The organism is Pseudomonas sp. BN505, from assembly GCF_029873175.1.
GTDB lineage: Bacteria > Pseudomonadota > Gammaproteobacteria > Pseudomonadales > Pseudomonadaceae > Aquipseudomonas > Aquipseudomonas putida.
In genome coordinates, this window is record NZ_SSOI01000032.1 from 186,957 (window position 1) to 198,834 (window position 11,878).

The following is an 11,878-nucleotide window of genomic DNA, read 5'->3' on the forward strand; positions in this document are numbered from 1 at the left end:
CCACCATGTCACTGAGCGTCTTCGACCTGTTCAAGATCGGCATCGGCCCCTCCAGCTCCCATACGGTCGGCCCGATGCGTGCTGCCGCACGTTTCGCCGAAGGCCTGCGCCGCGACGGCCTGCTGCACAGCACGGTTAGCGTCAAGGCCGAGCTGTATGGCTCCCTGGGCGCCACCGGCAAGGGCCACGGCAGTGACAAGGCCGTACTGCTAGGCCTTGAAGGTGAACACCCCGACACCGTCGACACCGGCTCCGTCCCAGGCCGCCTGCAGGCCATCCGCGACAGCGGCCACATCAACCTGCTGGGCGAACAGCGCATTGCGTTCATCGAAAAGCAGCACCTGGCAATGATCCGCAAGCCGCTGGACTACCACCCCAACGGCATGATCTTCCGCGCCTTCGACGACGCCGGCCTGCAAATCCGCAGCCGCGAATACTATTCGGTGGGCGGTGGTTTCGTGGTCGACGAGGATGCCGCAGGCCACGACCGTATCGTCGAGGACAGCACCGTGCTGCCCTACCCGTTCAAGACCGCCAAGGAACTGCTTGGCCACTGCACCACGCAGAACCTGTCGGTAAGCCAGGTGATGCTGGCCAACGAGGCCGCCTGGCGCCCGGAGGCGGAGACCCGCGCCGGGCTGCTGCGTATCTGGCAGGTGATGCAGGATTGCGTCGAAGCCGGCTGCCAGCATGAAGGCATCCTGCCGGGCGGGCTCAAGGTCAAGCGGCGGGCGCCAGCCCTGTATCGCCAGCTGAGCCGTCACCCGGAGGCCAGCCTGCGCGATGCGCTGTCGGTGCTCGACTGGGTCAACCTATATGCCCTGGCGGTGAACGAGGAAAACGCCAATGGCGGGCGTGTGGTTACCGCGCCCACTAATGGCGCGGCGGGCATCGTCCCGGCGGTACTGCACTACTACATGCGCTTCGTGCCGGGCGCCAGCGACGACGGGGTGGTGCGTTTTCTGCTCACCGCCGCAGCGATCGGCATCCTGTACAAGGAGAACGCCTCCATCTCCGGCGCCGAAGTGGGCTGCCAGGGTGAAGTCGGCGTGGCCTGTTCAATGGCCGCCGGCGCGCTGTGCGAAGTGATGGGCGGAAGCGTGCAGCAGGTGGAGAACGCAGCCGAAATAGGCATGGAACACAACCTTGGCCTGACCTGCGACCCGATAGGCGGGCTGGTGCAGGTGCCCTGCATCGAGCGCAACGCCATGGGCTCGGTGAAGGCGATCAACGCGGTACGCATGGCCTTGCGCGGCGACGGTCAGCACTTCGTGTCGCTCGACAAGGTCATCCGCACCATGCGCCAGACCGGCGCCGACATGAAAAGCAAATACAAGGAGACCGCCCGCGGCGGTCTTGCCGTCAACATCATCGAATGTTGACCCAACAATAAAACCAAGGAGTCACCGATGTCCGAAACACTGCTCAAGACCCCACTGCACGCCCTGCACCTGGAACTGGGTGCGCGCATGGTGCCGTTTGCCGGCTACGACATGCCCGTGCAGTACCCGCTGGGCGTGCTCAAGGAACACCTGCACACCCGCGAGCAGGCCGGCCTGTTCGATGTCTCGCACATGGGCCAGATCATCCTGCGCGGAGCCGATGCCGCCCAGGCCCTGGAAAGCCTGGTGCCGGTGGATATCATCGACCTGCCGGTGGGCATGCAGCGCTACGCCATGTTCACCAATGAACAAGGCGGCATTCTCGACGACCTGATGGTTGCCAACCTGGGCGACGACACCCTGTTCCTGGTGGTCAACGCCGCCTGCAAGGACCAGGACCTGGCCCACCTGCAAGCGCACATCGGCAGCCGTTGCGAGGTGCAGCCGCTGTTCGAACTACGTGCCCTGCTTGCCCTGCAAGGGCCGGCAGCGGTCAAGGTGCTGGAGCGCCTGGCCCCGGAAGTGGCCGGCATGACCTTCATGCAGTTCCGCCCGGTAAAGCTGCTGGGTGAAGACTGCTTCGTCAGCCGCTCAGGCTACACCGGCGAAGACGGCTACGAAATTTCGGTACCGGTCCAGGCCGCCGAAGCCTTGGCCCGCCGCCTGCTGGCCGAGCCCGAAGTACAGCCTATCGGCCTGGGCGCACGCGACTCGCTGCGCCTGGAAGCCGGCCTGTGCCTGTACGGCCATGACATGAATACCGAGACCACCCCGATCGAAGCGAGCCTGCTGTGGGCGATTTCCAAGGTGCGCCGTGCCGACGGTGCACGTGCGGCCGGCTTCCCCGGCGCTGAAGCGATCTTTGCCCACCAGCGCGACGGTGTGGCGCGCAAACGTGTCGGCCTGTTGCCGCAGGAGCGTACGCCAGTACGTGAAGGCGCGGATATTGTCGATGCAAACGATAAGCCGGTAGGTAAAGTGTGCAGCGGCGGCTTTGGCCCGACACTCGGCGCACCTGTTGCAATGGGTTATATCGATAGTGAACATGCTGCACTCGACACCGCACTGTTTGCCGTGGTGCGCGGCAAGAAGGTTGCCTTGAAAGTCAGCAAAATGCCTTTCGTGGCGCAACGTTACTACCGTGGTTGAAACGGCATTGTGAAGGTTGTGGCCAGGTTCGACATATTCGTTTTCGAACCTGCCCAATAACTTTTGAACATGGCGCCAGGCCAGGCGCCACGCCGTTTCCGACAAATTGGTCGGTTATCGGCAAGCGGCCGATTTTCCATTCGACCAAGGGCTTGTTTTTCGCTCGGGAGTTGTCGTAGAGTCACTGCACTGTGTTTGCATGGGTCGCAACAGTTCGTGACCTGGGCCAGTAGCCGCAATCTGCTACAACCCGTTCGACGTCTCTTACTTTCCTGCAACCCAGCCCAGTAGTCTTTTGCTTACAAACAATGCAGAAGAAACTGTCATCAAAATTTAAGTTTCATAGGAAATAAGACAATGGCTGAGCGTCAGAACGGTACCGTCAAGTGGTTCAATGACGAAAAAGGTTACGGTTTCATCACCCCAGAAAGCGGTCCGGATCTGTTCGTGCACTTCCGCGCCATCCAGGGCAACGGCTTCAAGAGCCTGAAAGAAGGCCAGAAAGTGACCTTCGTTGCTGTGCAGGGCCAAAAAGGCATGCAGGCTGACGAAGTCCAGGCTGAAGCCTGATACTTCTAAAAAAGAGCCCCTGCGTTGACGCGCAGGGGCTTTTTTTTGCTTGCGATTCCATAGAATGAGCTTTTCCCCCTGGAGTTGCCGAGCGATGCCCAAGCCCCACCTTATCCCTCAAGGCGACTTCCCCGCTGCTGGCCTGGGCCGACGACTGGCCGCGATGTTCTATGACTTCCTGCTATGTACTGCGCTGCTCATCGTGACAGCCGGTGCCTACAAGCTGATCCAGATGGCGATCATCGGCGAAGCGCGCATGCGAGAGCTGACCGAAGCCGGCGCACTGGATGGCGACCCGCTATTGTCGACGGTACTGCTGTTCGCCTTGTTCGGCTTCTTTGCCAAGTTCTGGACCCATGGCGGGCAGACGCTGGGCATGCAGGTGTGGGGCTTGCGCGTGCAGAACGCCGATGGTTCGGCCATCAGCCTGTGGCAGGCGTTGTTGCGCTTCGTGGTATCGATTGCCTCATGGCTGTGTCTGGGGCTGGGTTTTTTCTGGGTGTTGATCGACAAGCGAAAGCGTGGCTGGCATGACATCTATTCGGAAAGCCAGCTGGTGCGGGTACCGAAGCAAAAGAAATGATCCGAGCGTTGTGCTGCCTGTGCTGGCCTCTTCGCGGGTAAACCCGCTCCCACAGGTACAGCACAGGATTCGAACCCCATGCGATCCCTGTGGGAGCGGGTTTACCCGCGAAGAGGCCTGAACAGGCAACACCCGTGAAAAAGCCGACACTGAGGTCGGCTTTTTTGTACAACTCAGGCCACTATCCTGCCCGACGCAACAGCCAGACACCGGCCAAGGCGCAGATCCCCGCCGGGATCACCACCGCCAGCAGCGGCGGGAAGCCGAACACCTGGCTGGATGGCCCCAGCAGGTCCTGGGCGATGCGGAACACGAAGCCCACCAGTACACCGGTGAACACGCGCTGGCCAAGGGTGACCGAGCGCAGCGGGCCGAAGATGAAGGAAATCGCCATCAGCACCAGCGCCGCGGTGACCATCGGCTGCAGCACCTTGGTCCAGAACGCCAACCAGTAACGGGCATTGTTCAGGCCCTGGTCGGATAGGTAGTGAATGTAATCCCACAACCCGGTAATGGACAGCGACTCCGGCGCCAGGATCACCGTATTGAGCAGTTCTGGCGTGAGCGAAACATCCCAGCGCTCCTCCGGCGCGTTGACCACCTCGGTGTGGTCGCCACGGAAATAGGTGGTACGCACATCAGCGAGCAGCCAGTGGTCGTTCTGGTACTGCGCACGGCGGGCAAAGCTCGAGGTGACAATCTTGCGCTCGCTGTCGAAGCGGTAGCGGGTCACGCCCAGCAGCAGGCCGTTGGGCTGCACGGCGTTGATGTGCACGTACTCTTCACCCTGGCGGTGCCACATGCCGCGCTTGGAGCTTTGCGCCTCACCACCGCCCTGGGCCAGGGAACGGTCGGCCTGGGCCTTGTTCTCGGTCACCGGCGCCACGTATTCGCCAATCAGCAGGCCGACCAGCATCAGCACCAGCATCGGCTTCATCACCGCCCAGACGATGCGGCCGATGGACACCCCGGCCGCACGCATGATGGTCAGTTCGCTGCTGCTGGCCAAGCTGCCCAGGCCGATCAGGCAGCCGATCAGGGCGGCCATCGGCAGCATGTCGTACAGCCGCCGAGGTGCGGTGAGCATGACGAAGTTGCCAGCCTCCATCACCGTATAGGTGTCACTCAGGTCGCTCATCTCGTCGATGAAGGCGAACAGCGAGGCCAGGCCGAGGATGATGCCCAGCACCGCCAGGATGGCCAGCAGTACGCTCTGGCCGATGTAGCGGTCCAGCTTACCCATGGGCCACCTCCGCACGACGGGCGGCGCGCTTGAGGCGCATCGGTTCCCAGTACAACAGGCCGAGGCCGATCAGCAGGAACAGGCCGTGGACCCACCACATGCCCAGGCCAATCGGCAATTTGCCCTTCTCGAGGGCGCCGCGTACGGAAATCAGCATTGTCAGGTAGGCCATGTACAAGAGAATTGCCGGCAGCAGCTTGAGGAAGCGGCCCTGGCGGGGGTTCACCCGTGACAGCGGTACCGCCAGCAGGGTCACGACGAATACCAGGATCGGCAGCGACAGCCGCCATTGCAGCTCGGCACGCTCTCGCAGGCCCTTCTTGCCGATCAGCTCGGAAGTGGGGATGGCTTCGCGCTCGGTGACTTCCTCGGCGACTTCCGGTTTGGGCAGCAGCACTCCATAAGTGTCGTACTTGATCGCGCGGTAATCGGCCTGGCCCGGGTTACCGTCATAGCGATAGCCGTTTTCCAGCACCAGGTAGCGGTTGCCGTCGGCCTGGATCTCCTGGTGACCTTTTTCAGCGACCAGTACCGATGGGGCGCGGTCCTTGGTCTTGTCCTGGTTGAAGCGCTTCTCGGAGATGAACACCCCGGCCAGGTTGACGCGGTCGTCCGACAGCTGCTCGGTGTAGGTCACCCGCGAACCGTCACGCAAGGTCTGGAAGCGGCCCGGCACCAAGGTGTCGAACTCGGTCAGCGTGTCCTGCTGGGCAATGATCTGCTGCACCTGGGCAACGCCCAACGGCGCAAGGCTCAGGCTCAGCCAGGCCACCAGCAGGGCGACCAGCGCCGCCGGCGCCATGGTCAGCCCCAACAGGCGCTGCTGGCTCATACCGGTTGCGGACAGCACGGTCATCTCGCTTTCCAGGTACAGCCGCCCGTACGCCAGGAGAATGCCGAGGAACAGCCCCAAAGGCAGGATCAGTTGCAGGAAACCCGGCAGCCGGAAGCCCATGATCAGGAACAGCACGCCCGGGTCGAGCACGCCTTGGGCCGCCTGGGCCAGATACTTGATGAAGCGCCCGCTCATGATGATCACCAGCAGCACAGCGCTGACGGCGCTCAAGGTCACCAGGACCTCGCGGGACAGATAACGAAAGACGATCAAACCAGACACTCCTGGGTTGTCAGGGCGGACTGCCATGCAATGGCGCCAAACAATGACTTAGTACAGCCAAGACCAATGCCGGTTCGCCAAAGGCGAACCTCCATGTAAAGTGCGCGCATTATCCTGTGATTGACCGCGCCTGTCACTTGGCCGCGCATGAAGGCGCATAACGGGGTTGTCAGCACGCTTGCCGCAGGCTCAAACTGGCAGCTTTTCCGCTGGCGCGCGACTCCGCCGCCAGGCCCGTCCAGAGCGCTGGAACACACAGCGCCATTCGTATCGATCATTCGGGGACCCTGACATGGAACTGGTTGTAAAAAGCGTAGCTGCTGCATCCGTAAAAACCGCCACCCTGGTCATTCCGGTAGGTGAAAACCGCAAGCTCGGCGCTGTTGCCAAGGCTGTCGACCTGGCCAGCGAGGGTGCCATCAGCGCTGTGCTCAAGCGCGGCGACCTGGCTGGCAAGCCAGGCCAGACCCTGCTGCTGCAGAACCTGCAGGGCCTGAAAGCCGAGCGCGTGCTGCTGGTAGGCAGCGGCAAGGACGAAGCCCTGGGCGACCGCACCTGGCGCAAACTGGTCGCCAGCGTGGCCGGCGTGCTCAAGGGCCTGAATGGCGCCGATGCAGTGCTGGCCCTGGACGATGTCGCGGTCAACAACCGCGATGCACACTACGGCAAATACCGCCTGCTGGCCGAAACCCTGCTGGACGGCGAGTACGTGTTCGACCGCTTCAAGAGCCAGAAGGTCGAGCCACGCGCCCTGAAAAAAGTCACCCTGCTGGCCGACAAGGCCGGCCAGGCCGAGGTCGAGCGCGCCGTCAAGCACGCCAGCGCCATTGCCACCGGCATGGCCTTCACCCGCGACCTGGGCAACCTGCCGCCTAACCTGTGCCACCCAAGCTTCCTCGCCGAACAGGCCAAGGAGCTAGGCAAGGCGCACAAGGCGCTGAAGGTCGAGGTGCTGGACGAGAAGAAGATCAAGGACCTGGGCATGGGCGCGTTCTACGCCGTGGGCCAGGGCAGCGACCAGCCACCCCGCCTGATCGTGCTCAACTACCAGGGCGGCAAGAAGGCAGACAAGCCGTTCGTGCTGGTGGGCAAGGGCATCACCTTCGATACCGGCGGCATCAGCCTCAAGCCAGGCGCCGGCATGGACGAAATGAAGTACGACATGTGCGGTGCTGCCAGCGTGTTCGGCACCCTGCGCGCGGTGCTCGAACTGCAACTGCCGGTCAACCTGGTGTGTCTGCTGGCCTGTGCCGAGAACATGCCAAGCGGCGGTGCCACCCGCCCGGGTGACATCGTTACCACCATGAGCGGCCAGACCGTCGAAATCCTCAACACCGACGCCGAAGGCCGCCTGGTGCTGTGCGACACCCTGACCTACGCCGAGCGCTTCAAGCCGCAGGCGGTGATCGACATCGCCACCCTGACCGGCGCCTGCATCGTCGCCCTGGGCAGCCACACCACTGGCCTGATGGGTAACAACGACGACCTGGTTGGCCAGTTGCTCGACGCTGGCAAGCGCGCCGACGACCGTGCCTGGCAGTTGCCGCTGTTCGATGAATACCAGGAGCAGCTGGACAGCCCGTTCGCCGACATGGGCAACATCGGTGGGCCGAAGGCCGGCACCATCACCGCAGGCTGCTTCCTGTCGCGCTTCGCCAAGGCCTACAACTGGGCGCACATGGACATCGCCGGTACCGCATGGATCAGTGGTGGCAAGGACAAAGGCGCCACAGGCCGCCCGGTGCCCCTGCTGACCCAGTACCTGCTGGACCGCGCTGGCGCCTGACGCCGTGAGGCCGGTGGTGCCTTGCGCACCTCCGGCCGGCGATTACCACCATGAGCAAAGTCGACTTTTACATCCTGCCCACCGACTCGCTGTCGGCGCGGCTCGATTTCGCCTGCAAACTGTGCGAAAAGGCCTGGCGCCTCGGCCACCGGGTCTATCTGCATTGCCAGGATGAAGAACAGCGCAGCGAGCTGGACCTGCGTTTGTGGCGCTTCAAGGGTGAGGCCTTCGTGCCCCACGACCTGGCCGAGCTGCATGCCGATGCCGGCGTGGCCCTTGGCCTGGCTGAGAATGCGGGCGATCACCGCGACCTGCTGATCAACCTGGGGGCCGGCGTGCCGGGCTTCGTCGGCCAGTTCGAGCGGGTGGCCGAAATCGTGGTGGAAGAGCCTGGCATCCGCCAATCAGCCCGGGAGCGATTCCGTTTCTACCGCGAACAGGGCTATGCTCTGCAAGACCACCGCTTACAGCGACTTTGACGACGATGGACAAGCCCTCCCCTTTGCCCGACTCCGCCCATCTGCTCGATGACCTCGAGTCGATCCGCCAGCTGCTTGGCGACGCCGACCTGCAACCGCCGCTGCTGACCGAGACGGTGGAACAGATCCCGTTACTGCTGGAAGAACCTGCCGGTAACCCTGCGCCTGATGGCGAGCCAATCGCTGTCGAGCCCGAGGAAGACCCGCAGACACGCCGGCAGGACACCCTGCTGCACCTGGAAAGCGAGCTGCGCGCAGCGGCGCAGATGATCATGCAGGACGTGATCAACGACTTCACCCCGCATATCGAAAACGAGATCAAGCGCCGGCTGGATGCGCGGATCGAGCGCTTGATCAAGCGTACCGAGTGATATTCCGGGGCCGCTTTGCGGCCCATTCGCGGCACAATGCCGCTTCTGCAGGCACCGCGGTCCCTGTAGGAGCGGCCTTGTGCCGCGAATGGGCTGCAAAGCAGCCCCAGCGGCTGTCGCCTCAACACCCCAGCTTGGTTATACTTCCCGGCTTTCCCGAATAAATGCACAGGGTCCCGCCGCGCATGGATAAGACCTACCAGCCGCACGCTATCGAAACTTCCTGGTACAACACCTGGGAGTCCGAGAACTATTTCGCCCCACAAGGTGCAGGCGAGTCCTACACCATCATGATCCCGCCGCCGAACGTGACCGGCAGCCTGCACATGGGCCACGGGTTCAACAACGCGATCATGGACGCCCTGATCCGTTTCCGCCGCATGCAAGGCCGCGACACCCTGTGGCAGCCAGGTACCGACCACGCCGGTATCGCCACCCAGATGCTGGTCGAGCGCCAGCTCGAAGCCAAGGGCCAGAACCGGCATGACCTGGGCCGCGAGAAGTTCCTGGAAAAAGTCTGGGAATGGAAGGACCAGTCCGGTGGCAACATCAGCCGCCAGATCCGCCGTCTGGGCTCGTCGGTAGACTGGAGCCGCGAGCGTTTCACCATGGATGACGGCCTGTCCGACGCGGTCAAGGAAGCTTTCGTGCGCCTGCACGAAGACGGCCTGATCTACCGCGGCAAGCGCCTGGTCAACTGGGACACCAAGCTGCACACGGCCATCTCCGACCTCGAAGTGGAAAACCACGACGAAAAGGGCCACCTGTGGAACCTGCGCTACCCGCTGGCCGACGGCGCCAAGACCGCCGAGGGCCTGGACTACCTGGTCGTTGCCACCACCCGTCCGGAAACCCTGCTGGGTGACGCGGCCGTTGCGGTCAACCCCACTGACGAACGCTACCAGGCGCTGATCGGCAAGTTCGTCGAACTGCCGCTGGTTGGCCGCCGCATCCCGATCATCGCCGACGACTACTGCGACCCCGAGTTCGGTACCGGCTGCGTGAAGATCACCCCGGCTCACGACTTCAACGACTACGAAGTCGGCAAGCGCCACAACCTGCCGCTGCTGAACATCTTCGACAAGAATGCCTTCGTGCTGGCCAGCGCCCAGGCCTTCAACCTCGACGGCAGTATCAACGAGCAGGTCGACACCCGCCTGCCGGCCCAGTACGCCAACCTCGACCGCTTCGTCGCGCGCAAGCAGATCGTTGCCGACCTGGACGCCCAGGGCCTGCTGGTGAGCATCGACGACCACGCCCTGAAAGTGCCGAAAGGAGACCGTTCGGGCACCGTCATCGAACCGTGGCTGACCGACCAGTGGTACGTTTCCACCAAGCCGCTGGCAGAACCTGCCATCGCTGCCGTTGAAGATGGCCGCATCCAGTTCGTGCCCAAGCAGTACGAGAACATGTACTTCTCCTGGATGCGTGACATCCAGGACTGGTGCATCAGCCGCCAGCTGTGGTGGGGCCACCGCATCCCGGCGTGGTACGACGAGGCCGGCCAGGTCTACGTTGGCCGCGACGAAGCCGAAGTGCGTGCCAAGCACAACCTGGGCGCCGACGTGGCCCTGCGCCAGGACGACGACGTACTCGACACCTGGTTCAGCTCGGGCCTGTGGACCTTCTCCACCCTGGGCTGGCCGGAACAGACCGAGTTCCTCAAGAAGTTCCACTCCACCGATGTGCTGGTAACCGGCTTCGACATCATCTTCTTCTGGGTTGCGCGCATGATCATGCTGACCATGCACCTGATCAAGAACGAAGACGGCACCCCGCAAGTCCCGTTCAAGACCGTGTACGTGCACGGCCTGGTGCGTGACGGCCAGGGCCAGAAGATGTCCAAGTCCAAGGGCAACGTCCTCGACCCGCTGGACATCGTCGACGGCATTACCCTCGACGCCCTGCTGGAAAAACGCACCAGCGGCATGATGCAGCCCAAGCTTGCCGAGAAGATCGCCAAGCAGACCAAGGCCGAGTTCCCCGAAGGTATTGCCAGCTACGGCACCGACGCCCTGCGCTTCACCTTCTGCTCGCTGGCCTCCACTGGCCGCGACATCAAGTTCGACATGGGCCGCGTCGAAGGCTACCGCAACTTCTGCAACAAGATCTGGAACGCCGCCCGCTACGTGCTGGACAAAGGCGAAGACTGCGGCCAGAACGGCGAAGCCTACGAACTGTCGTTGGCTGACCGCTGGATCATCTCGCAACTGCAGCGCACCGAAGCCGAAGTGACCCGCCAGCTGGAGCAGTTCCGCTTCGACCTGGCCAGCCAGGCGCTGTACGAGTTCATCTGGAACCAGTACTGCGACTGGTACCTGGAGCTGTCCAAGCCGGTACTGTGGGACGAAAACGCCCCGGTCGAGCGCGCCCGCGGCACCCGTCGCACCCTGGTGCGCGTACTGGAAGTGGCGCTGCGCCTGGCGCACCCGTTCATGCCGTTCATTACCGAAGAAATCTGGCAGCGCATCGCGCCGCTGGCCGGTATCGAAGGCAAGACCATCATGCTGCAGCCGTGGCCGGTGGCCAATGAAGCGCGCATCGACGCAGCTGCCGAAGGCGACATCGAGTGGCTGAAGGAACTGATGGTCGGCCTGCGCAATATCCGCGCCGAGATGAACATCGGCCCGGGCAAGCCGCTGCCGCTGTTCCTGAAAAACGCCAACGCCGACGACCAGCGCCGCCTGCACGAAAACGAAGCGCTGCTGAAGAAGCTGGCCAAGGTCGAGTCGTTCACCGTCCTCGGCGATGCCGACGAAGCGCCGCTGTCGGCCACTGCCCTAGTCGGTGACCTGCAAGTACTGGTGCCAATGGCCGGCCTGATCGACAAGGATGCCGAGCTGGCGCGCCTGAACAAGGAAATCCAGCGTCTGCAAGGCGAAGTGCAACGTGTTGGCGGCAAGCTGTCCAACGCCGCCTTCGTCGACAAGGCACCGCCTGCCGTGATCGAGAAGGAACGCGCCAAGCTGGCCGAGTCCGAACAGGCCCTGGCCAACTTCACCGAGCAGCATGCGCGGATTGCAGCGCTGTAACTTGACACTGCTGATCTGACCAGCGAGGGCTTCGCCCTCGTTCGCGGCACAAGGCCGCTCCTATAGGGACGGCGCCGGTTTCAAGGGCGCCGCTATCCTGCAGGAGCGGCCTTGTGCCGCGAATGGGCCGCACAGCGGCCGCCTGGCCAGCACATGCAGCACCGGA

Annotated in this window: 10 protein-coding genes; 8 read left to right on the forward strand and 2 right to left on the reverse strand. The window is 63.2% G+C overall.

Annotation, left to right across the window (positions count from 1 at the left end; genetic code table 11):
• Nucleotides 1-5: 5 nt before the first annotated feature.
• The 4 genes from E8E78_RS09910 to E8E78_RS09925 all read left to right on the forward strand — a co-directional run bounded on the left by E8E78_RS09910 (nt 6) and on the right by E8E78_RS09925 (nt 3,684).
• Nucleotides 6-1,382, forward strand: coding sequence for an L-serine ammonia-lyase (locus E8E78_RS09910; RefSeq protein WP_114942033.1), 1,377 nt, complete (start codon nt 6-8; stop codon nt 1,380-1,382).
• 27 nt (nt 1,383-1,409) lie between these two features.
• Nucleotides 1,410-2,531, forward strand: coding sequence for a glycine cleavage system aminomethyltransferase GcvT (gcvT, locus tag E8E78_RS09915; protein ID WP_049277603.1), 1,122 nt, complete (start codon nt 1,410-1,412; stop codon nt 2,529-2,531).
• 357 nt (nt 2,532-2,888) lie between these two features.
• Nucleotides 2,889-3,101, forward strand: a complete 213-nt coding sequence (locus tag E8E78_RS09920; protein WP_016501305.1) for a cold-shock protein — start codon at nt 2,889-2,891, stop codon at nt 3,099-3,101.
• A 94-nt stretch (nt 3,102-3,195) separates the two neighbouring features.
• Complete coding sequence (locus tag E8E78_RS09925) at nt 3,196-3,684, forward strand: RDD family protein (protein ID WP_049277604.1); 489 nt, start codon at nt 3,196-3,198, stop codon at nt 3,682-3,684.
• 181 nt (nt 3,685-3,865) lie between these two features.
• Here E8E78_RS09925 and lptG read toward each other — a convergent pair whose 3' ends face one another.
• Entirely contained in the window at nt 3,866-4,927 is a 1,062-nt protein-coding gene (lptG, locus tag E8E78_RS09930; protein ID WP_059394662.1) for an LPS export ABC transporter permease LptG, read from the reverse strand.
• Nucleotides 4,920-6,035 (reverse strand): LPS export ABC transporter permease LptF, encoded by a 1,116-nt coding sequence (gene lptF / locus E8E78_RS09935; RefSeq protein WP_049276550.1) that lies wholly within the window; start codon nt 6,033-6,035, stop codon nt 4,920-4,922. Before lptF ends, lptG begins: the two co-directional genes overlap by 8 nt.
• A 301-nt stretch (nt 6,036-6,336) precedes the next feature.
• Between lptF and E8E78_RS09940 the strand changes: the two genes are divergently transcribed.
• The 4 genes from E8E78_RS09940 (at nt 6,337) to E8E78_RS09955 (ending at nt 11,712) form a co-directional block, all read left to right on the forward strand.
• The gene (locus E8E78_RS09940; protein ID WP_016501309.1) at nt 6,337-7,830 is read left to right on the forward strand and encodes a leucyl aminopeptidase; all 1,494 of its coding nucleotides are present in this window, start codon (nt 6,337-6,339) and stop codon (nt 7,828-7,830) included.
• A gap of 50 nt (nt 7,831-7,880) precedes the next feature.
• Entirely contained in the window at nt 7,881-8,309 is a 429-nt protein-coding gene (locus tag E8E78_RS09945; protein WP_049276548.1) for a DNA polymerase III subunit chi, read from the forward strand.
• Nucleotides 8,310-8,314: 5 nt separating this feature from the next.
• Nucleotides 8,315-8,680, forward strand: coding sequence for a hypothetical protein (locus E8E78_RS09950; protein ID WP_016501311.1), 366 nt, complete (start codon nt 8,315-8,317; stop codon nt 8,678-8,680).
• A gap of 185 nt (nt 8,681-8,865) precedes the next feature.
• On the forward strand, nt 8,866-11,712 hold the full coding sequence (locus tag E8E78_RS09955; protein ID WP_016501312.1) for a valine--tRNA ligase: 2,847 nt from the start codon (nt 8,866-8,868) through the stop codon (nt 11,710-11,712).
• Nucleotides 11,713-11,878 lie beyond the last annotated feature (166 nt).